16 protein-coding genes and 2 tRNA genes are annotated in these 21,530 nt (G+C 53.3%); 7 read left to right on the top strand and 11 right to left on the bottom strand.

Features of this window, described 5'->3' with window-relative positions; translation table 11 throughout:
* The first annotated feature begins 608 nt into the window (after positions 1 to 608).
* The 3 genes from NE584_RS07255 (at position 609) to NE584_RS07245 (ending at position 2,086) form a co-directional block, all read left to right on the top strand.
* Positions 609 to 926 (top strand): hypothetical protein, encoded by a 318-nt coding sequence (locus NE584_RS07255; RefSeq protein WP_256182494.1) that lies wholly within the window; start codon positions 609 to 611, stop codon positions 924 to 926.
* Between the two features lie 217 nt (positions 927 to 1,143).
* Complete coding sequence (locus NE584_RS19845; protein ID WP_368670712.1) at positions 1,144 to 1,551, top strand: N-terminal phage integrase SAM-like domain-containing protein; 408 nt, start codon at positions 1,144 to 1,146, stop codon at positions 1,549 to 1,551.
* A complete protein-coding gene (locus tag NE584_RS07245) occupies positions 1,499 to 2,086 on the top strand; it encodes a tyrosine-type recombinase/integrase (RefSeq protein WP_256182491.1) in 588 nt (195 codons plus the stop codon). Before NE584_RS19845 ends, NE584_RS07245 begins: the two co-directional genes overlap by 53 nt.
* A gap of 656 nt (positions 2,087 to 2,742) precedes the next feature.
* On the opposite strand, the gene NE584_RS07240 is transcribed toward NE584_RS07245, so the two are convergent.
* From NE584_RS07240 to NE584_RS07210, 7 genes are all read right to left on the bottom strand, one after another.
* Positions 2,743 to 3,423: an RraA family protein gene (locus NE584_RS07240; protein ID WP_256182490.1), complete on the bottom strand. Its 681-nt coding sequence runs from the start codon at positions 3,421 to 3,423 to the stop codon at positions 2,743 to 2,745.
* Positions 3,424 to 3,449: 26 nt separating this feature from the next.
* The gene (locus NE584_RS07235) at positions 3,450 to 4,208 is read right to left on the bottom strand and encodes an HpcH/HpaI aldolase/citrate lyase family protein (protein WP_256182488.1); all 759 of its coding nucleotides are present in this window, start codon (positions 4,206 to 4,208) and stop codon (positions 3,450 to 3,452) included.
* Complete coding sequence (locus NE584_RS07230) at positions 4,205 to 4,957, bottom strand: MBL fold metallo-hydrolase (RefSeq protein ID WP_256182486.1); 753 nt, start codon at positions 4,955 to 4,957, stop codon at positions 4,205 to 4,207. The genes NE584_RS07235 and NE584_RS07230 overlap by 4 nt, the downstream gene beginning before the upstream one ends.
* 11 nt (positions 4,958 to 4,968) lie before the next feature.
* Positions 4,969 to 5,976: a hypothetical protein gene (locus NE584_RS07225; protein WP_256182484.1), complete on the bottom strand. Its 1,008-nt coding sequence runs from the start codon at positions 5,974 to 5,976 to the stop codon at positions 4,969 to 4,971.
* A gap of 12 nt (positions 5,977 to 5,988) precedes the next feature.
* On the bottom strand, positions 5,989 to 7,104 hold the full coding sequence (locus NE584_RS07220) for a lactonase family protein (protein WP_256182482.1): 1,116 nt from the start codon (positions 7,102 to 7,104) through the stop codon (positions 5,989 to 5,991).
* Positions 7,105 to 7,142: 38 nt separating this feature from the next.
* Positions 7,143 to 7,592 carry a YhcH/YjgK/YiaL family protein gene (locus tag NE584_RS07215; RefSeq protein WP_256182480.1) on the bottom strand — a complete coding sequence of 150 codons (450 nt, stop codon included), beginning with the start codon at positions 7,590 to 7,592 and terminating at the stop codon, positions 7,143 to 7,145.
* Positions 7,593 to 7,655: 63 nt separating this feature from the next.
* Positions 7,656 to 8,975 (bottom strand): SLC13 family permease, encoded by a 1,320-nt coding sequence (locus NE584_RS07210; RefSeq protein WP_256182478.1) that lies wholly within the window; start codon positions 8,973 to 8,975, stop codon positions 7,656 to 7,658.
* A 255-nt stretch (positions 8,976 to 9,230) separates the two neighbouring features.
* On the opposite strand from NE584_RS07210, the gene NE584_RS07205 reads away from it, so the two are divergent.
* Positions 9,231 to 11,144: a sigma 54-interacting transcriptional regulator gene (locus NE584_RS07205; protein WP_256182476.1), complete on the top strand. Its 1,914-nt coding sequence runs from the start codon at positions 9,231 to 9,233 to the stop codon at positions 11,142 to 11,144.
* Between the two features lie 1,070 nt (positions 11,145 to 12,214).
* Positions 12,215 to 13,366, top strand: coding sequence for a site-specific integrase (locus tag NE584_RS07200; RefSeq protein ID WP_256182474.1), 1,152 nt, complete (start codon positions 12,215 to 12,217; stop codon positions 13,364 to 13,366).
* A 333-nt stretch (positions 13,367 to 13,699) separates the two neighbouring features.
* Here NE584_RS07200 and NE584_RS07195 read toward each other — a convergent pair whose 3' ends face one another.
* Complete coding sequence (locus tag NE584_RS07195; RefSeq protein WP_256182472.1) at positions 13,700 to 14,746, bottom strand: DUF4209 domain-containing protein; 1,047 nt, start codon at positions 14,744 to 14,746, stop codon at positions 13,700 to 13,702.
* Between the two features lie 200 nt (positions 14,747 to 14,946).
* The gene (locus tag NE584_RS07190; RefSeq protein WP_256182470.1) at positions 14,947 to 15,477 is read right to left on the bottom strand and encodes a hypothetical protein; all 531 of its coding nucleotides are present in this window, start codon (positions 15,475 to 15,477) and stop codon (positions 14,947 to 14,949) included.
* Between the two features lie 154 nt (positions 15,478 to 15,631).
* Here NE584_RS07190 and NE584_RS07185 point away from each other — a divergent pair, with 154 nt between their 5' ends.
* Complete coding sequence (locus tag NE584_RS07185) at positions 15,632 to 16,804, top strand: IS3 family transposase (RefSeq protein ID WP_256182468.1); 1,173 nt, start codon at positions 15,632 to 15,634, stop codon at positions 16,802 to 16,804.
* Between the two features lie 141 nt (positions 16,805 to 16,945).
* Here the strand turns inward: NE584_RS07185 and NE584_RS07180 are convergent.
* Positions 16,946 to 17,021, bottom strand: a tRNA-Met gene (locus NE584_RS07180).
* A 6-nt stretch (positions 17,022 to 17,027) separates the two neighbouring features.
* A tRNA-Leu gene (locus NE584_RS07175) sits at positions 17,028 to 17,114 on the bottom strand.
* 386 nt (positions 17,115 to 17,500) lie between these two features.
* Here NE584_RS07175 and NE584_RS07170 point away from each other — a divergent pair.
* The gene (locus NE584_RS07170) at positions 17,501 to 21,439 is read left to right on the top strand and encodes an S-layer homology domain-containing protein (protein ID WP_256182466.1); all 3,939 of its coding nucleotides are present in this window, start codon (positions 17,501 to 17,503) and stop codon (positions 21,437 to 21,439) included.
* Positions 21,440 to 21,530 lie beyond the last annotated feature (91 nt).

The following is a 21,530-nucleotide window of genomic DNA, read 5'->3' as shown; positions in this document are numbered from 1 at the left end:
TTCTCGATGCAACATGGTCTCACATCTCAGTAAATGAGGTTCCATATTTATTTAAAATATAACGGGAGAGTGGCATATCAAAAACTAGTACGCAATACAGAGAAAAGGGCACAACCGCAGTATCCTCGCTATTTGCCCTTGTGAGCCGTTGGGCGGCCGCTTTGAGGCCTGGGTGGAGTAGCCGCCCCACGAGGCTAATTGGGGTCGGTGTCGGGCCTAGATAAGGGCGCAAGGCGGAGACGAAAGAAAAGCAGGAGAAAGAGCCGGGGTCGTAAACGCCCCAGCTCGTCCACTTCTGCCCGCAGTGCGGGCAGTTCCAGGCCCTGCGGGGCGGGGTCGTAAAGGACAAAATTTTGCTCTTCCGGGGTCGTGATTCCCTGCGTCCTTAGTGTCAGGGGGATTTGCTCCGGGGTTGGTGCGGAGAGACCTCAAAAATTGCGCCGCAAAACAAAATAAAAGGGCCGTAGAAAATAGTACGGTGTTAACAATGATAAGGCCGAGATCAGTTCAAGAGCGAATTGTTAAGGTTCTGATAACTCTGCCCGTTTGCCCAGGCTATTGTCTGTCAGTTAGGGTATTGTGTGTTGCTGAAAAGGAGGCGACACACAATGAACGATTACATGACCGCTCTGCACCAGCGGTTCTACCGAGAGCCAGACTTCTCAGAACTGGAGGAGGAAATTGAGGAGGCCCGACAAGAGGTGCGGGATTACCTGGACAAGATGCAGTGGCGCAGACTGATGTACCTGGTGGACGTTCAAAACCTGCTGCGGGAGAAAACCTCCCAGGCCAGCTTCACCGCTGGATTCAAGTTGGCCTGGGGGATTGCCAGGGAACTGGAGGGAGATGGCCTGTACTCCTTCCAAAAGGAGGAAGAGCAGCGAGCCTGCGAGACTGTGGAACAGGAGGTGAACAGGGATGGCTAAAAAGCGAGCCAACGGCGAGGGCAGCATTCGAAAACGAAAGGATGGTCGCTGGGAGGGCCGGTACACAGCAGGGCACGACCCGGAGACGGGTAAGGCCATCTACAAGAATGTGCTGGGCAGAACTCAGGCAGAGGTCAAGGAGAAGCTGAAGACTGCCATTAAGGAAACCCAATCTCTGGATCAGAGTAAAGTTGAGAAGTATACTGTAGAGGAGTGGATGGAGGTATGGTTTGAGGACTACGACAAGCTCAAAGTCCGACCCTCCTCCCACCAGACTTACCGGGGCTACATCGACAACTACATCAATCCAAATATCGGGGACATCCCGCTGGAAAAGCTCACCTCTCTGGAATTGCAGAAGCTCTACAAGAAACTGCTGACCAAAGGCCGGGTAGATCGGCTGGAGGCCAAAGAGCAGCCCAAAGGACTGAGCGCCAAGACGGTGCGGAACATCCACCAAATTTCTGTCCTCTGCCTTAAAACTGGCCCAGGAGCAGCGAATCCTCCTCGCCAATCCGGCAGAGAGCTGCGTCCTGCCAAAGGTAGAACACAGAGAAATGAAAACCCTTCCAGTGGAACAGCTTCAATCATTTCTGCGGGAAGCCGGGGAAAGTGGCGTCTTTGAGCTCTACTACCTGGAGCTGGCCACCGGGCTGAGAAGGGGAGAACTCCTCGGCCTCAAGTGGGAAGACATTGATTTGGAACGGGGTGACCTCCGGGTTAAACGGCAAGTGGTGAGAATTAACGGAGTGGTTACCGAAGCACCCCTGAAAACAAAAAACGCCTACCGTACCCTTCCGTTGGCAGAAGATACGGTAAGCGTTTTGAAAGAGCAGAAGAAAAAAGCGGGCAGCAGCCCATGGGTGTTCCCGTCACCCAACGGTGGGCCAATCTCACCGGACAGCGTCCTCCACATGCTCCACCGGGTGCTGAAGCGGGCGGGGCCGCCCAAGGTCAGGTTTCATGACCTCCGACATACCTTCGCTACCCTGGCCCTGCAAAACGGGGTGGACATCAAGACGGTGTCCGGTATGCTGGGTCACTTCTCGGCGGGGTTCACCCTGGATACCTACGCTCATGTGACCAGCGCCGCTCAGCGACAAGCGGCCCAAACCATGGGGAATGTACTCTCCTGCAGTCTCCGAGCCTCTCTAAAGTGATCCAGCCCTTTCCGCTAAAATTTCCCGTATGGGTCACAATCTGGGTCAAAACAAGAGAGGAGAAATAAAACCATCCGAAAAGTGATAAAAAATGAAGAAAGCCGCTGAAACCATGCGATTTCAGCGGCTTGTTGGTTGCGGGAGGAGGACTCGAACCTCCGACCTCCGGGTTATGAGCTGCTGTGGGTTTGTCCATCTGCTGCGGTTCAACGTTTTCCGGGGGTTTTGTGACCTGAAATAGGCCAAACCCTGGAGGTTGTGTGCTTTCTGCTCCGCCCCAGTTTTTCCGGTTCTGGGTCAGATTTTGGGTCAGAAAGGGTGAGAAAAACGGGATACTGGAAGGCACATTTTCCCTTACAATTCCCATTACTAAGTAGTTTCTTTGTAGCCGTTTGAGTGGAGTAAGTGGATCGTTTGCCTTGCCGCAGACAGCCGCCACCACAATTTTTAGGCAGAGGCTGGGGCCCGGGGGTGTCTTCAGTCCCGACAACTCCATGACCTGTGTGGGAGTACCCCAGAGATCCTCGTTCTGCAGAGGGATAAGAACACGATAATCCTCCGCACCTTCCCGGATGTATCCATCTGGGCCTCACTTCTTCTGCCAGTATTCGCGCGGCACTGCGGCCAGGCCGCCAGGCTACACGTGAGAGAATCATTCAGCCGTCTACTTCTTCCAAATTGAGCGCCCGCAGTTTCTCATTCACCCAATCCAAGCTGCATTTTCCATTTTGATAGTTGACCCGCTTTTGCTGCTCCGCCTCCAGGATGGCCCGGGCCTCCCGGGCAATGGCAGAGGCGTCATCAGGCCGAATCACCACAACACCATCCTCATCGCCAACCAGAATATCCCCAGAAAAGATAACCTGATGGCCCACTGCAACAGGGAGCCCAATCTCACCCGGGCCGTTTTTATATGGGCCATTGGGGGTAATTCCCCGGGCATAACAGGCAAAATCCGTCATCCCGGCAAAACTCTCCAGGTCTCGGACGCAGCCGTCGATCACAAAACCGCGGATTCCCTTTTGACGGGCCATGGTGGCCATCAGCTCCCCACACAGAGAGCGGGTCATGTCGCCAAAACCATTGATGACCAAAATATCTCCTTCCTGGGCCATTTCCAGCGCCTTATGAAACATCAGGTTGTCTCCGCCAGGCACCTTGACTGTCAGGGCAGCTCCCAACAGGGGCGTGTGGTTCAGCGGACAAATTTCAGTATCAATACAGGAAATCCGCCCCATACAGTCGGCAATGTTGGCGGTGGGCAGACCGCGAAACTGTTCGACCAGCTCCCGACTTGGACGGGTAAAATTGGAATAGATGCGTTTTCCCACGGGCATAGGTATCTCCTCCTCATTGTATGTGTTTATCGATTGCACTGAATCCGGGTTCGAATCCCTGTATTCAGGAGCTCCTCATCTTTGCCGATGACAAAGCAGTGCACCCCCATTTGTTTCAGCGCATGGATTCGCTCTGGAGTGCTGGCTGTAATAACCGGAACCTTGTGGTGCTCCAAAGCTCTGCGGATGATAAAATTTTCCGCCTCGATGACGTCCGGATGCTCTTTCTGTCCAGGCACTCCCAACTCCTGAGAGAGGTCCGCCCGGCCGGTGGCCACCATATCAATGCCGGGAACAGAGAGTATTTCGTCAATATTTTCCAGGGCAGCCCGGCTCTCCAGCTGAACGATTAGATTTAAATTTGTCTGAGCGTAGGACATATACGCCTCCCTAGTCATCCCTTCACAGCGCATACGGCGGGTATTTCCATCCATTCCCCGCCGGCCCAGGGGAGCAAAGCGGCAGGCCTCCGTTAAAAAGCGGGCGTCGGACACCCCTTCCACATGGGGAAGCATGATCCCGGCGGGCTCCTGTCCCAGCAGCGGCGTTATGGACGCCAGATCCGGCACCCGCACCTGGCAGGGGATCCCCAGCAGCCGCGCTGTCTGCAGCATGGTACGCAGTTCCGACGCATCCATCATCGCGTGCTCACAGTCGATGCGGATAAAGTCATAGCCCGCCAAGGCCGCCAGTTCCACGACCGAAGGACAGGGCAGGACCACAGCCAGTCCAAAGCTATCGAGCCCCGCGTCTGCTCTGGCACTGATCGACTGGGGCGGCATCATAGCACATCCTCCACCCGGGCAGGGAGGAAGTAAAACGGCTTCTCCATCTCCTCCTTGATGATGACCCGGGGCGCCAAGGTCTCCATGTGCCCCCGAAACTCCTCTAGGGCGCTACTGCCCGTAGGGTAATGGGTTGGGATCACCACATCCGGCCCCACATAGGAGACCGCATAAGCGGCCTCCCGCGGTGGCATCTCACAGGGCGGGTAGGGCTCCTTGAAGCGGGAGATCCCCACCGTCATCACATTGGGGTGGTACAGTTCCCGGTACATTCGCATATCGCTGAACAGGCAGGTATCCCCAACATGGTAATAGGTGACCCCTGGCTCCACCTCCACAATAAACCCGAAGGCCGGGTGGGAGGCCTCCACCCCATCGGTGCTCTCCTTCGAGCGGTGGATGGCTTGAACGGTGTGGAACACTGTCTGGTCGTCCAGAGCCCTGCAATCCCCATAGATCGTGCCATACCAGCGCTCTCTTGGGAGCTTTCCCAGTTTCTGCACATGGCGGTTCACATCCTTGCCGCTGATTAGAACTGCTTTGGGCGCATTTTGCATGATCACATCCGCATCCCCAAAGTGGTCCCCGGCGTTGTGGGTGACGAACAGATAGTCAATGTCATAGAAGGTCTCCAGCGGGACTGTGGTCTGGGGATTCCCGGAAATATAGGGGTCGAACAGCAGCTTCTTCCCGTCGCTCCGCTCTACCAGCACACACATGGCGCCAAAGAAAGTGAATTTTACAGGCATAGTTTCCCTCCTCACTGCCGAATCAGGCGCAGGATCGAATTGTCATTTTTTCGGTTAGTAAAGACATAGAGATCGCCGTTCTTGTCCGCCGTCAGGCCATGGGCGTGAATGACAGACCCTCTGCAGCCCAGCTGTGCCTTCACCTGCAGCTCCATGTCTAAAATAGTGACGCCGCCGTCCAGCTCTCCAATGTAGGCATACTGCCCGTCCAGCCAGACAGAGCCGATGCGCATCAGATCTCCGCCTATCACAGCCAGCAGCTCCCCATCCCGGGTAAAGATCTGCACCCGGCAGTTCTCCCGGTCGGACACCCAGATCCGTCCCAGGGGATCCACCCGCACGTCGTGGACCAGCCGAAACTTTCCCGGCTCGCTCCCGGGGCCGCCCCAGGACATGTCGTAGGAGCCGTCAGGGTGGAAGCGGTGGACAGCGGCGTTTCCATAGCCGTCGGCGGCAAAGTACTCTCCCGCCTGGTTCATGACCATGCTGCAGGGTCGGCAGAAGGGGGTGCCCATTTTTTTCACGCTGTCCAGACGGGCGTTGGCCTCCGCCCGCTTGTTCCAGACCGGATCAGCAGGCACCCGGCCCTCCCGCTCCAGCACCTCCAGATAGTTGAAGTCATAGCCGGAGTCCCCCGGCTGTCCCATGGTCCCAAAGTCCCGCACCAGCACTCCGTCCAGTGAAATTTCCCGGATGACATGGCAGTTCTTGCTGGAGTCTGCCACCAGGATCGTGTGAGACGGCGTCAGGAAAATACTGTGTGCCTTTTCGAAAAGGCCCCCGCCGATACTCCTTTGAAATGTCCCATCGGGAGACAGCACCACCACCGGGTGTTCTTTATTCTCCGTGGCCACATACAAATTCCCGTCCTGGTCAAAGCTGCCATTCAGGGTATGGACCCCCTCCAGTTCGGCGGGCCACTTGGCCCAGCCGAATTCCAGCCGGTAGGAGAAGTCTCCGTCCCGCACCTGGTCCCCGATCTCAGCGGGGCGCTCCCGGTCGCAAAGGATCGTTTTCATACGTTTCTGCACCTACCTCTCGGAGCCGAACTGCTCCACGCTGGGGACAGAATCGGTAAACAGCATCCAAACGGGTGTGGGGGTGTCCAGTACCTTCCCAGTATCCACCAGGGCGCCGGTCTCCGCATCGATTCGGAAGAGGGTGATGGTGTCGCTGGACTGGTTTCCGTTGAACAGGTAGTTTCCGCCCGGCTCGATGGCGAAGAACCGGGGCTTCTTCCCGCCGCAGGGCACCCAGCCCACCGGGGTGAGGCGACCGGTTTCCTGGTCGATGGAGAAGGCCCCCAGGTTGTTGACCCGGCGGTTGGAGATGTAAAGATACTTGCCATCGGGGTGGACCACCAACTCTGAGGTCATGGTGTTCACGTCAAAGTAGTCATCCGGCAGGGCGGAGACCACCTGGAAGGGCTCCAGAGTCCCCTGTTCTTCATCATAGCGGCAGGCTATGATGGTGGAGGTGTACTCCGTGTTGATATAGGCCCACTTCCCGTTGGGGTGGAACCACAGGTGGCGGGGGCAGGAGGCACCGTGGCATTTAAGCTGCTGCACCAGGGACAGCTTCCCGGTCTCTCGGTCCAGGCGGTAGCTGTGTACCAGGTCTAATCCCTTATCCGCAATCAGCACAAATCGGCCGTCTGGGGAAAAGGGGAGGTGGTGGGGCCGGGACCAGGGCTGGATCTTCTCATTCAAAGGCCCCTTCTCCCCGGGGAGTACAAAGCTGTCCGTCTTCTCCCCAATAGACCCGTCCCCATTCAGGCGAAATACATTGACAATCCCCTTGTGGTCCCCAGTGACCATAAACTCCCCAGCTGGGTCCACAGACATGATCATGATGTTTTTCCCATCGGTCATGGCCTGGTTGATTTCGGTGAGGGTTCCCCGCTCTGGATCTCTGGCATAGGCGGTCACGCCGCCGCTGTTGCTGTTGACGCAGTAGATGTACCGCTGTTCCTTGCCATACTGGAGAACAGCAGGGTTCAGGGTGGGAACCTCCTGTACCAGTGTCCACCTGCCGCTCTCCCGGTCAATCTGATACACATAGATGCCTACACCGTGGGCGTTCCGATTGCCCTTTGAATTCTCAGTGGTATAGGTACCGATATAGACAAATAACGGTTTCTGACTCATACAAACTTTCTCCTTCTTTTGATATCGGACTGACCAACTTACAGGGGGACCTTAAACGACACCTTCTGGACTTCTTCTGCACATCCAGCGGCAGCCAACTTCGACATGTGGGCCTCGCCGGGGAACAGAATGATAAAGTACCCCTCAGGTACCAGAATGCGGTCCCCGTCACCGTCGTGAAGGATCTGGTCCTTGCCCTCCTGCTTTACAGCACTGACCATGTGCTCGGCATTGTTAAAGCCAATGCGCTCTGAACCGCGGCTCATGTACTGTACATCTGTATACTTCACATGGGATTCCCACTTCCGGGAGCCTACCACCGTGCGGTAGGACAGATACTTCATAGAGATCTCATCTGTGAGTTGGACCGGCCCCAGGGGATGCGCGGTTAGCTCTTCCTTATGCTCCTGCAGGAAGCGGAGCACATGCTCCAGCTTAGGATGAATGGCATAGTAGCGGGATGCATTTTCCAGCTTATCAATAATCATAAAAATTCTCCTTTTGACTCACAATCTGAACTCCGTCTGGTCTGCACAAGGGATGGGAACGGGTCATCCAATGGGGACAACGCCGCAGAGCACGCCGACTACCATCTCTACAAGGAACAGGCCCAAAACTACCGGGAAAGCCATTGCGATTCCGTTTTTAAACTCCACACCGCACATACCGGCAGTCATCCAAGAAGTGGCCTGAACCGGACGGAGCTGAGAGACCACGTCGGCACCCATACACATTACGTACACCAGGCCGGCAGGAGCAAAGCCGAAGGTGGCACCTGCACTGATCAGCAGGGGCATCATGCCGTAGTGGAAGCCATCTGCACCCAGCAGGATGGAGAACACGAAAGCGATAACACCACAGATAATCGCAAACAGGGGCGCCATACCGGCGGGAATCAGGCTGGTGACTACATTGGACATATTGGAGAGCATGTCGCTGTTATTCAGAATCCCGGCGAAGAAGCCGGCGGCAAACATCACCAGGGAGGTGCGCAGGGCGTTTTTGGCATACTTGTCAATGATCGCATTCCACTCTTTTACCGAGCGATAGTTGATGACTAGGGCACCCACCACCGCAATGAAGAAGGTGATGTAGCCAGAAATTTCGGTGGCCAAGAACAGCATAGCGACGATGATCAGGGTCCAGGCCAGGTTGATCCAATACTTCAGGTTCAGCTTGGTGTCCCGGTTCTCCTCCACCACCAGGCCCACATCGCCGCTGTCCGCGCCCTCGCCGGTATCCAGAATGCCAGCGGCGATTTTCTTCTGGGCCCGCTTGCCGTAAATCCAGGCGGTGACCATGTTATAGGCAAATCCAGCCACCAGACAGGGCGCCACAGCCACCGTGATGGTGGCCGGATCCATACCGGTCACCGCGCAGGAGCGGGTGATCGCCCCGCCCCAGGGAAGCAGGTTCATCACGCCGATGGCCTGAACAATGACCAGGTACAGGTACTTCCGGTCAATCCCTAAGCGCCGGTAAATGGGCAGCATGGAGGGAATTGTAACCAGCAATGTGCTGGTAGTGCCGGTATCCAGATGGGAGAAGTGGGCCACAATGGCGGAGATGACGGTAATCACGGCCACGTTGTTTCCCGCCTTGGAGACCAGGAAATTTACAAATGGGTCAAACAGGCCCTGTTCCGTCATAATACTGAAGAAAATGATGGACAATAGGGCCAGTAGCGCGGTGCCCATGGAGGAGGATACGCCAGCTTGAATAAAGCCATTGACCTCCTCAATGGAGTACCCCGCCACCAACGCGACGATGGGGGGGATTATGACGAAGGCGGTAATCGGCGTCGCCTTGTTGGTCAGAAGCAGCACCACGATCAGCGCAATCATCAGATACCCTAGGATTGCATAGCTCATAAAATTTTCTCCTTTCCGTTTTTCCCGAGACCGCACCCAGAAAACCCCGGTCACGGGCTGTTGTCCCATATGAAAAGCAAATTCCGTGCCAACCTGTCAAACCGCATAGAAAAAACATCAGCATGAAAAAACACTGATAAATCAAGGGAAAAAATATCTTGCCTCACAGGCATTGCCGGGGTAAACTAGAAACAGGGCTCGCAAGAATGAAATAATTGAAATTTTCTAATTCATTTTTGACCATATGGAGGAAATATGAACGATAAAATACTGTTTGCCCTGCGAAGAAATTATCACTGTGTACAAACCAGGAAGGTGCTACGGCAGAATGCACTCTTCTATCCCGTATACGAGATTGGAGAGGAAGAGGAATTTTTCTCTTTTCTGGACCGCGCCGTTCAGCAAGGAACTGAAATTTTGATTACCGGGGATGTATATGCAGGAAAACTCCTGAACTGTCTGGACCTCTCTGTGGTCACCATCCGCCGCAGTAAAATTCCGTTTGCGGAGGTGATCCAAAACACACTCCGCTTTTCAGACCGGACAGCCATCGTTTGGCGTGAGACAGACAGTCCCACCATTCAGAGGCTGTGCAGAAGCTATGGAAATGCTGTCTCCTATTTTCCGTATCAACGGCAGGAGGAGCTGGAGGCAGTCCTGCAGAAGGTAGATGCAGAGGGGTTCCGCACGGTCATCGGCGCCGGTGTTGTAAATCCATATGCCGAAAAATATGGGATCCGCGTGGAAAATGTCCCCTATGACGAGTCGGACATTCTCTCCGCGGTACGGCTGGCTGAGCACAACCTCCACGCCTTGGAAGAGCGGCAGGAACATGCGGAAATTTTGAACACCATTCAGGACAATATTGCCGAGGGCATCGTGGCCCTGGACCGGGACGGAAAAATTCAGAGGATGAACCGGCCAGCCTCGGATATCCTCTCCATTGATCCCCGGACCATCAGCAGTATGTCCGTCCAGGAAACTGCCCTGTACTGCCCAGAGCTCCAGCGCCTTCTCCAGTCTTTCGAGGCATTTTATGCCAAAACGCTAGAAATTAATGGAAAACTTTTTGTCCTGGAGGGGCGCCCGGTCTTTGTCCACGCCATCTTTAAATCTGCTATTTTAACTCTGACGCCAGTGGAAAAGCTGCAGGACACAGAGCAGCAGGTGCGCCGCCAACTGCTGAAGCACCACCGTACTGCCGCCATCTCCTTTCGGGACATTGTGGGGGAGAGCCCTGCCCTGACAGACTGTATCCGCACAGCCCAGCAGTATGCCCGCGTGGATAGCCCTATTCTGATTTACGGCCAATCGGGAACAGGCAAGGAGATGTTCGTCCAGAGTATTCACAACGCAAGTCAACGCAAAAACGGCCCCTTTGTCGTCATCAACTGCGCCGCTCTGTCGGAAAATTTGATCGAGAGCGAGCTGTTCGGCTATGAGAAAGGCGCCTTCACCGGGGCACTGAGCAACGGGAAACAGGGGCTATTCGTACAAGGGCACCAGGGGACCGTCTTTTTGGATGAGGTCAGCGAGATGCCTCTCTCCGTACAGGCGCGGTTTCTCCGCGTCCTGCAGGAACATGAAGTCATGCCCGTGGGCAGTCTCAAAGTGATTCCGGTGGATATCCGCGTCATCGCAGCGACCAACAAGGACTTGAAAGCCATGGTGGAGCAGAAAAAATTCCGAGAGGACCTCTACTATCGAATCAGCGTACTTACCATGCGTCTTCCCTCGCTGAAGGAACGTGGGGATGATATTCACCTTCTGATTCAGCATTTTCTCCGGGAAAAAAGCCGGGAACTAGGACTCCAGGTTCAGGATGCAGAGCCGGCGGCAATCCAATACCTCGCCTCACTCCCCTACCCGGGGAACATCCGGCAACTCTCCAACCTGGTAGAGCGCGCCATGGTACTGTGCAAGGGTCCCGTGCTGGATTTAGGCGCTGCCGTCCACGCAGTACGTATGTCCGAGAGCATAACAACCGGTGCAGCGGCAGAGCAGCAGGGCCATCCAGCTCGTGCCTCCATGGCAAGCCTCCAGGAGGAACTCATCCGAGAGGCATTGGAGCGCAACAGCTGGAACCAGGCAAAGACAGCCAAGGAATTGGGCATCAGTCCCAGCACATTGTACCGCAGAATGCAAGCGTTTGGTATTCGTCGCCCTTGAATTCAAAGCTGTCATAAGTTGATATCCTTTTTATAAATTTTCTTTTTCCGGGAGAACTTAGAGAGTTTTAAGAGAGTTAAGGCTATAGATTTATAGTTTTGTGCCGAAAATACTCATCTCTAAAATGCAGTTCTCCGGTTCGAAATGAAATCCCACTGCGCTGGCCGATATGAGGCAACTGCGTGTAGGGGCAGTCAAATTTAGCGCAAGGATAAATCCGTATCCACAACTCACCGCAGTGTGGAACACCACTTGAAACCGTTTTCAGGAGCGGGTCGGGAGAACGATTTTACCCACCCTTGGGTGGGGCAAGCAGAGCGTCTGGCTTGCCGCGAGCGGCAGCCGGACGCCTTGTTGCGGGCAGAAGCCCGGACCCACTTTGCGACCAGAGGCCGAATGACAGAGAGAAGAAAATCGGTTCTGCGATTGCCGGGATTGAGATGCCGTTGACAAAGAGGAACCGCTCTGCGTCAAATGGAGTGAGAACAAATACAAGAACAGCCCCTGTCTGGGCCGTGTGAGCCCCTGTGTGGCCCAATCACGGAAGAGGCAGGATTCCTACCCCTCCCAAAGTCTCCAGACCGGATTTTGGCCGCTGTTCCCGAGAATGCGGAGAGGGGATTCTCGTCTTCCGGCCACTTTTCGGAGGACGAAAAGAAAAGCAGGATAAAGGCCGGGGTCGCCGTTGGCGCCTCCGGTCGATCACGTCTGCCCGCAGTGCGGGCAGTTACGGGCAGTTTCCGGTGTATCAAAAGTGGGGTCAAAATCCGGGCAGTGCTGTCATTTCTGGGGTCACGATTCCCGAACTCATACTGCCGCAACAAAAAACAGGGGTCAATCAAGTCTCCTCCTCCATGATGAGCTTACTTTTGGATGGGATCCCACCCACCTCAGGAATTGCACCGCATGAAACAAAGATAGAGGCTCTTCCCCAAATCGGAAAATGCGACGCTTAACAAAGAAAAGGACAGAAACCGGGAAATGTGAATTGTTTGATAACTCTGCGCTGTGCGCCTGGCCATTTTCTGTTTCTGTGGTATTGTATGTCGTTGCAAAGGAGGCGGCATAACATGGCAAAACGCAGAGCCAACGGGGAGGGCAATCTCCGAAAACGCAAGGATGGCCGCTGGGAGGGCCGGTATACCGCCGGTCACGACCCGGAGACGGGCAAGGCTATCTACCGGAACGTCCTAGGTCGGACCCAGGCGGAGGCCAGAGCCAAACTGAAGCAGGCTATTGAGGAAGCAAAGATCGTAGATCAGACAAAAGCCAAGAAATACACCGTGGGGGAGTGGATGGACGTCTGGTTCGAGAATTACGCCAAAGTGAAAGTCCGTCCCTCGTCCCACCAAACCTACCGGGGCTACATTGACAATCACATCAAGCCCGACATCGGCAAGATCCCGCTGAGTAAACTCCCCTCTCTGGATTTACAGAAATTCTATAAGAAACTGCTCAGCAGCGGCAGAGTAGAACGGATTGAAAGCAAAAAACAGAGCAAGGGCCTGAGTCCAAAGACCGTACGGAATCTCCACCAGATCATCGCCTCGGCGATGAAGCTGGCCAAGGAACAGAAACTGATTCTCTCCGACCCAACGGAAGGCTGCGCCCTGCCTAAGGTGGAGCACAGAGAGATGAAAACCCTGCCGGTGGAGCAGTTGGCCTCCTTCCTGCGGGAGGCGAAAGAGAGCGGTGTATTCGAGCTCTACTACGTGGAGCTGGCCACCGGCCTGCGGCGGGGAGAGCTGCTGGGCCTCAAGTGGGAGGACCTTGATTTGGACCGAGGTGACCTCCGGGTACGGCGGCAGATCGCCCGCATCAACGGCGAGGTGGTAGAGGCCCCCCCGAAAACAAAAAACGCCTACCGCACCCTGCCTCTGGCAAAGGATACAATAGACGTTCTGGATCAGCAAAAAAAGAAAGTCGGGTCAAGTCCTTGGGTATTCCCAGGTCCCACAGGCGGCCCCATGTCCCCAGACAGCGTGCTTCACATGCTCCACCGGGTGCTGAAGCGGGCGGGACTGCCAGGGGTCAGGTTCCACGATTTGAGGCACACTTTCGCAACCCTGGCCCTACAAAACGGAGTGGATGTGAAAACCGTCTCCGGCATGCTGGGCCACTACAGCGCCGGGTTTACCCCGGACACCTACGCCCATGTGACCACCTCGGCCCAGCGGCAGGCGGCGAAAGCCATGGAACATGTCCTCTCCGGCAGTTTATAGCCCTCTCCAGTCCGGAAAAATTCCCGTATGGGTCAGAATCTGGGTCAGATTTAAAAGCCACAAATAAACCTCACGAAAAAGTTACAGAAAACAAAAATAATCCGCTGGAATCAGGTGATTCCAGCGGATTTCTGGCAGGGGGTAACAATTCCAAACCTCTCAAGCATTTTAGCTCTTCCGTGACCACATACAACTGACTTGCTGGTTGGTGTCACTTATGCGCCATGATTTTTCCTGCTGTATTGCGGCGAAAGGTTACACATGGACAGCCCTGCCAATCCTGAGCATTCAAACTCTAAAGAACGGAATAAAGAATGAGAAGAATCAAGGGTTTTATTGCTCTTGAGTTTCTATTTCTTTTCGCTTACTGCTAAGTTTTTTCATTATTCTGTTAGCCTCGACTGAATACAGTGAGAGAAATTTTATTATAAGGCTCAAGAAGCACAAGGTAGCACCACCATTACCAATGCTTGGCCCCATAAGCCCATGTGCATTTATATTTCGAAGATTTGCACCAGCACGTTCGTCCATAATGGACTGAAAAGTAAAAATTATATCTTCATCATAGCATTCATGCAATTTATCTGACTTAAATAATTGTGAAAGAGGCTTATATTCCTCACAGCCATCTTTTATAAACGAAACAGTATCGCCACATAATGCAACCAGATTGCGGATAATATGTTCCATTTGCGGAAGCAAAATATGCATTGCCGCATAAAGTTTTCCGCTCAACCCCCAATAAAGTCCGAATTTTATGATCTCATTTCTTCCGCTGGGTATTACTGCATTCTTTTCTGTTAAAAAGGAAAGATCATCAAGAGATACTTGCCCTGCATTTTTGACGAAACCATATGCAAATTGAAGGCAAATAGTTTCATCCAAGTTTCTGCTCTCTGACACATATTTTACCATGTGTTTGAATAGTGTCTCTGGATCACCTTCTGGGTTTTGTAAATCAAGCGGCGGAATCACTTCGATGGTATGCCCTTCATCATTTAGTTTCTTATTTGTAAAGAGGGATGTTGATAAAAACTTATGTTGATTATCCAAGATCTGCTTTTTCACATCCTCTTTTCTATGGATCATGGATACCAAACCAAATTGAACAATTGTTTCCCTTAATGACAGCTCCTCAAATAATTGAGAAATACGGGTATTAATTGGTTTTGCATCAAATTCAAAGGGAATTGATGCCATATTTGACAAAGCTCTATGCTGATACTCACTAATACAGGCCCTTAAATCCAAAACTGTTTGTCTGTCTGTGGATTTGTTGTATAGCCTACAGGCTTTTTGGAGCAAATCTATTGCGCGGTGTATTCTGGAAGGATCTCCGTTTGCCAGTTGTTTGCCGCGCATCGCATAATATTGTGCCATTTCAGTAGACGCCAATTGAAGTTCCGTTGTGCGCTTCGTTCTTTTTAGAAGTCGGCATAATAATTGGAAAGATGCCTCTGTAATATGGATATGTTTTTCGTTTGCGTAAGATTTGTTGTGCTGATATATCTTCTGAGCAAGAAACAGATATAATGTTTGCTCGTCTGATTCGGCATCATTGTACGAAAGCTCAATGAGCTTTATGGACAGAAACAACGGATCATTTCCGTCCATTTTTTAAGCGCAGAATTAATGGTTTCTCGCACTTGCAAAAACGAAGTAGATTTTTTCCCTAACCTAATGGAAATATCATAAGCATGTTGAATAGCCTCAAAGCAACCCACCCAATTCTCTGCATCAAAAACATTTTCAAACACTGAGATGTATTCTCTTGTGGCACATTCTGCATAGCTGTGGTCAGATGTTTGAATCCATATGATATCTGATAATTGCGCCCGCATCCAATCTGGAGATATCACATTAACTGCCTCTTTAAGTATCTCAATGGCCCCCGAATCAATGTCCTCCATTGCATACGAACGATGACCATCAGATAATTGAATCAGCGGACGGTAATTGCATTCAGAGTGATTATACCCCAGTGAAAGAGCGCCTCCGATGATTGTAAGGGCAGCTTTATCTTGCTCGTTGGATGCTTTTTCAGCCGCATCTTTTAATTGAGATAATACTACATATTTATTGTCATGTCTTATATCTCGTAGCTCCTCCAATACAGCTAAGACTTTTTTTGTGAACAGACAAATCCCTCCCTTAAAGGGTCAAAGGTGTTAAAAAAATACTTGTTTATATTTGTTTATATTATATCTCTTAGAACTATTTTTCGCAATTGCTATAATAGGTTCATATACAAAGGAGGTCGAACCTATGCCGTACACCTACCCGCTGGAGTTCAAAATCAAAGCTATCCGCCGCTATGAAAAAGGTGAGTCCATTCAATCTCTGTGCCAAGAGTTACATATTGCTCAAAGCACACTGTACCACTGGCGAAAGCAGTTTTGCTCCATCACGACTCCGCAGAGATCATACACGCCTAAAGAATTTGATGCTATTTCACGTCAGCTTCAAAAGCTGGAACATATGATAGATGTGATTCGGTTGTCCGGCTTTATCCCAGCCGTGCCGCTTCAAAAACGGCTTGCTACACTGGAGCATCTCTATCATCAACCGGACAACCCTTTTAGTGTACATGAGCTATGCGACGCTCTGGGCGTTGCAAGGGGAACCTTCTATAACCACATTTTCCGTCGTGCAGACCGAAGTAAATATCAGGAGGAACAGAAACAGCTCGAATTAAAAGTGAAGCAGGTATTTGATGACAATGATCAAAGATTCGGTGCATCAAAAATCCGTATGATATTGGCAGAAAGCGGAATCCGTGTCAGTGCTAAGCGAGTCTCTGCCATTATGCAGGAACTGGATCTGCACAGTGTTCGTACCGATGCTAAGAAATTATATAAGGCAAAGCAGCAACGGCAAAAACAAAACTTGCTGGAACGGGTGTTCACAGCAAGTCGACCAAATCAAATCTGGGTAAGTGACCTTACATATTTTAAAGTCAAAAGCTATTGGGTATATCTGTGTGTGATCCTGGACCTTTATTCCCGCAAGGTGATTGGGTATAAGGTATCTCGCCACATGAGCACACGGTTGGCTACATTAACATTTCGGCAAACATTTGAAGAGCGAGGCCGGCCTGACAACCTGACCTTCCATAGTGATAGAGGCTCACAATACATATCTAAGACATTTTCTGAACTTTTACAGCGGTGCGGAGCCAAGCAGTCCTTTTCGGCCAGCGGGCGGCCATTGGATAATGCGGTGGCTGAAGCGTTCTTTTCTTCCTTTAAGCGTGAAGAAGCCTATCGCCGAGAATACACATCAGAAAAACATTTTTGCAGATGTGTTGCAGAATACATTACGTTCTACAATGAGGTGCGTCCCCACCTAACGCTGAGATACCAGACACCGCAAGCCTTCGAGGAGGCTTATTACTTGTCTTATATCAAAAAGTCATGTTCAACTGACAGTGAACCGTAAAAGTTTTGTATTTGCGTTTGACAAGTTTTGATTCATATCAGAAATCTATATAAAAACGAAAGCCTTGATATGTCAAGGCTTTTTACAACGGAGAACCCCGCTTTTCGATAAAAATGTTCGAAAAGCGGGGTTCATTCATTTTGGTTGCGGGGACAGGATTTGAACCTGCGACCTCCGGGTTATGAGCCCGACGAGCTACCAGCTGCTCTACCCCGCGAAATCTTGGTGCCGGAGACCGGGGTCGAACCGGCACGGGATCACTCCCACGGGATTTTAAGTCCCGGGCGTCTGCCAATTCCGCCACTCCGGCGCTTTTCCGCTCTCCGCTTGAAGCTTATCTAGCTTATCATGCTATCGTAAAAATGTCAATAGTTTTTTGAGGGGCGGCAAATATTTTTTCAGTCTCTTAGCGTTAAAAATAAAAATGTCTACCAAAAGTCTACCAAAAAAGGGCGTCGGGGGCCTGGAGTTTCAGGGCCTCGCCGCCCCTTCTGTTTTCATGTGTCTACCAAATGTCTACCAGGGAAACTTTTTGGGTAGAATCTTATGGATTTTTCCATTAATCTTCCCCTTTTTATAACCAATTCCTCCTGTGTCAGAAGTGTTGTACAGGCATAGTGGGCCGAAATGTTCTGGAAAAGGCCCGGTTTGTCAGAAAACAGCGACTTTTGTCAATATAAAAAGGAGGAATATCCAATGAGAAACCTGAAGCGTGCTCTCAGCCTGGCTCTGGCTTCCGTTATGCTCCTGGGCATGATGGTCGTGGGCTCCAGCGCTAAGGGCCTTGACGACTTCAGCGACAACGCTGAGATCGTCAACAAGGACGCCGTGGCGGTCACCTCTGCCATCGGCCTCTTTGACGGCTACGAGGACGGGTCCTTCGGCCCCGAGAACGTAGTCACCCGCGCCGAGATGGCGGTCATCATCACCACCATGCTCTACGGCGCTGGGTTCAACGTGACTCAGTTCGCTGAAACCAGCGTGTTCACCGACGTCCCCGCCTGGGCGGAGGGCTATGTGAACCTGTGCTCCAGCCTGGGCATCGTGGCCGGCGTGGGCGACGGCAAGTTCGACCCCAACGCCACCGTGACCACCGCGCAGGCCGTGCTGATGCTGTGCCGCGCCCTGGGCTACTTCCAGAGCGCCGCTGACTTCGGCAGTGACTGGATGCTGGCCGCCACCGCCAAGGGCACCGCTCTGGGCCTGTACGGCGACCTGAAGCTCGCCGCCAACGAGGGTCTGACCCGCGACAACGTGGCTGAGCTGGTGTTCAACGCCCTGACCAAGGCCGTGCCCGTTCAGTACAACGAGCTGCTGGGTGTGTACTACAACGAGAACCAGGGCATCACCTACTCCCTGGAGTTCAACTACCTGGAGACCCTGGGCTACAAGAACTTCGACCTGGTGTACCGCACCGGCGACCGGGGCGACTATGGCCGTCCCGCCACCACCTGGGGCACCGGTTCCTACATCAGCGACAAGACCACCACTGGCACTGGCAACAAGAACAGCAATCTGACCGACGACGGCGGCCTGCTGCCCGGCCAGGTCAAGATGCTCTCCTCCGATGAGATCATCTCTGTTCCCGAGCCCGCTGACTTCACCTACACCAAGGCTGTGAAGGAGAAGGACCTGTACAAGGAAGTCGGTAAGACCGTGGCCGGCTATGACTGGTACGCTTACAGTGACGGCGAGGAGCTGGAGGACGTGGACGCCCCCAGATCCAACAGCTCCGACAACTACGGCGAGACCGCCAAGGCTGTGGAGACTGAGGTCTACATCGACACCGACGAAGAGACCGTCACCATGATCTACATCCACAACTATCTGGCGGAGGTCTCCCGCGTCGGCGACGACGAGGACGGCGATTATATCACCGTGAAGGTGCCTTACCGCTCTGTGGATGAGGATACCATTTACACCACCGGTTATGATGAGGGCGAGTATGTGGTCGTCACCGTAGACGTGGACGACGACGGCGACTCCTTCATCGCCACTGTGGCCGCTCCCGAGACCGTGGAGGGCAACGTGGAGGCCGTGGAGCGTTCCACCCAGACCAAGGACACCGGCTATGCCGTGATCGATGATGTGGAGTATCAGTACAGCTCCGTCACCATCGGCGACGTGACCGTGGCCGCCCGTGAGAACTTCCGCGACGACCCCGAGCTGAACACCAATTACCGCCTGTACATGGACCGCAACGGCTATGTGATCGGCTACATCGCTACTGAGGACGTGTCCAAGAACTACCTGGTGGTTCTGGACTCCGATATGTACATGAGCACCGGTGAGGCTAAGGTCATGCTGGCTGACGGCACCATCGAGACCGTGAAGCTGAAGGACACCTACAAGGGCAAGGTCGGCGACGTGCCCACTGATGCTAAAAACGGTGGTCTGGAGCGCGCTGTGTTCTCCTACACCGTGGACAGCAAGGGCGTCTACACCCTGGGCATCCTGGACGAGCGCACCGCCAAGGGCGAGACCGGCGTGGCCTTCTACTATAATGGTTCCACTGAGAGCGTTCAGGACTATGACCTGCCCACTCATCCCGCTGATAGCTTTGGGGACTATACCCATTACAACGACGGCACCGTTCTGGACATCGAGAACGAGACCGCCAACATGAAGGATTCCAGCGGCGCCAAGATCCTGGTGGACCTGAAGACCGTGTTCGTGGACGCCGAGGACGAGGTCATCTACACCGGTTATGACGAGGTCCCCAGCTATGACAATGCCAACGCCGCTGTGGTCTATGACAACAAGGACAACGTGGCCGACATCGTCTTCATCTGGGACTACCAGTACAAGTACAACACCGACGACACCTACTTCATGGTCGCCAACTGGACCAAGTACCGCACCTATGACAACGACGGCGAGTACGTCATGCGCGATGTCTATGTGGACGGCACGGCCCAGAAGATGGAGCTGGCCGCGGACGCCGACGCTGAGATCGTGACGGTCGATGGCAACGGCAATAAGAACGGCGGAGCCGGCAACGGCCTGTACCAGGTCGTGAAGATGGACGGCGACCGGGTCGTGGAGATCGAGCCCGTTGACGCGGACGAGAACTCTGCCGGCATCCAGAGCGCTGCCAACACCTACTACGTTGACAAGGGTGACAAGGGCTCCAAGTCCTTCGAGCTGACCAAGGCCGCTGACAATAACTACTTCGGCCGCTACACCTGGGACGACGGCACCATCTTTGTGACCGCCACCCAGGACGGCAGCAACTGGAAGGTCTCCGACGGCTCCTCTTCCGACATCTGGGAGCTGGAGGACGGCAACACCGCCAACGTGGACGAGGGCGACAAGTACAGCTACGTCTATGTGGCCAAGGCCAACAGCAAGGACGAGGCTGAGCTGGTCTACATCTTCAACTACACCAAGGGCGCTGTGGTGAAGATCGACTTCGATATGGATGTGCCCAGCAACATCAGCACCATCAAGGTGAATGATACCCTCGTGACCGGCACCGATATTTCTATCGCTAAGGGCAAGGACGCCGTGGTGGAGATCACTGCCGGGACCAACTGCGAGGTCACCAAGGTCCTGGTCAATGGGGACGAGGTCAAGGTCCGCGAGAAGAACGGCGTCTACACCTTCACCATCGACAATGTGAAGAAGGACACCGACGTGGAGATTGTCACTGCGAACTCCAACGACTTCGGCATTGCCTCTACCTCTACCCACAAGTATGAGAATGGTACCGATGTGCCCGCCGCCAGCCAGGCTGTGATTTACGTCAATGACGTGGAGGACGGCACTGTGAAGTACGGCGAGACCGCAATCGTGGTGGTCGATGGTCAGAACGTCAAGTCCGTGACTGTCGACGGCACTGCCGCCAAGGTCAACCGCGACGGCGACTTTACCTCCACTGTGAAAAACGTTACCGCTGACATCCAGGTCCACGTAGTCTACTTCGATGTCGAGGCGACTGCTTCCGTGGAGATGGACCTGACCAACGCTGTGGTCGAAATCAACGGCAAACGCTATGCTGACGGCGCCGCCATCACCGATCTGGCGGTGGGCGACTCCCTGACCTTTAAGCCCGTGCCTCAGACCCACATGGAAATCACTTCTGTGACCTTCAACGACACTTCTGCCGGAGCTGACTTCGCGGGCGAGTACACTGTGACCCTGGTCGCTGGCGTGAACACCATCAAGGTCGAGGCCGACTACCCTGTGGCTACTTTAAAACTTGATGGCGGTGCGACTCTGCCCAGCAACTATAGTATGGAGACCAGCCTGCCGATGAACGTCCGTGGCGGCAAGCCTGTGGAGCTTACCCTGAAACAGGATGCTGGTCACGGGGCTCCCATCAGCATCAGCAAAGTTACTGTGAACGGCACTGAGGTCGACTTCGAGAAGGTTGACGGTGTCACTGCTGACTCCGATACCTATAAGTCTCATACATTTAACTCCATCAGCGCGTTTGCTGACGCGCTGGAGAAGGGCACATATTACACGGATACTAGTTGTTCCGTTGAGGCAACGCTGGATAGTTGGACTTCTACCAGCATCACTGTGTACCAGCCCTTCACTCCTGTGGTGGAGAAACTTGGCGCTGTCACCATTACTGTGATCATGCCCAACACTGGTGACCTGGAGATTACCAATATCGCTTTTGCCTGATTCAGAAGACTGGATTTGGGAAAAATGTGAGAGCACACTCCCCCGGGTATTTTGCCCGGGGGAGCTCTTTCATTCATTTTATCCTCTGTTC

The sequence above is a fragment of the Clostridium sp. DFI.5.61 genome (assembly GCF_024462915.1).
Lineage (GTDB): Bacteria > Bacillota > Clostridia > Oscillospirales > Oscillospiraceae > Lawsonibacter > Lawsonibacter asaccharolyticus.
The sequence above is the reverse complement of the archived record's forward strand: the minus strand, read 5'-3'. Positions and strand labels throughout refer to the sequence as shown.

Coding starts and splice junctions, on each gene's coding strand:
- NE584_RS07255 (WP_256182494.1), top strand. CDS start 609: ATGAACGATTACATGACCGCTCTGCACCAGCGGTTCTACCGAGAGCCA.
- NE584_RS19845 (WP_368670712.1), top strand. CDS start 1,144: ATGGAGGTATGGTTTGAGGACTACGACAAGCTCAAAGTCCGACCCTCC.
- NE584_RS07240 (WP_256182490.1), bottom strand. CDS start 3,423: ATGCCCGTGGGAAAACGCATCTATTCCAATTTTACCCGTCCAAGTCGG.
- NE584_RS07235 (WP_256182488.1), bottom strand. CDS start 4,208: ATGATGCCGCCCCAGTCGATCAGTGCCAGAGCAGACGCGGGGCTCGAT.
- NE584_RS07230 (WP_256182486.1), bottom strand. CDS start 4,957: ATGCCTGTAAAATTCACTTTCTTTGGCGCCATGTGTGTGCTGGTAGAG.
- NE584_RS07225 (WP_256182484.1), bottom strand. CDS start 5,976: ATGAAAACGATCCTTTGCGACCGGGAGCGCCCCGCTGAGATCGGGGAC.
- NE584_RS07220 (WP_256182482.1), bottom strand. CDS start 7,104: ATGAGTCAGAAACCGTTATTTGTCTATATCGGTACCTATACCACTGAG.
- NE584_RS07215 (WP_256182480.1), bottom strand. CDS start 7,592: ATGATTATTGATAAGCTGGAAAATGCATCCCGCTACTATGCCATTCAT.
- NE584_RS07210 (WP_256182478.1), bottom strand. CDS start 8,975: ATGAGCTATGCAATCCTAGGGTATCTGATGATTGCGCTGATCGTGGTG.
- NE584_RS07205 (WP_256182476.1), top strand. CDS start 9,231: ATGAACGATAAAATACTGTTTGCCCTGCGAAGAAATTATCACTGTGTA.
- NE584_RS07200 (WP_256182474.1), top strand. CDS start 12,215: ATGGCAAAACGCAGAGCCAACGGGGAGGGCAATCTCCGAAAACGCAAG.
- NE584_RS07195 (WP_256182472.1), bottom strand. CDS start 14,746: ATGGCACAATATTATGCGATGCGCGGCAAACAACTGGCAAACGGAGAT.
- NE584_RS07185 (WP_256182468.1), top strand. CDS start 15,632: ATGCCGTACACCTACCCGCTGGAGTTCAAAATCAAAGCTATCCGCCGC.
- NE584_RS07170 (WP_256182466.1), top strand. CDS start 17,501: ATGAGAAACCTGAAGCGTGCTCTCAGCCTGGCTCTGGCTTCCGTTATG.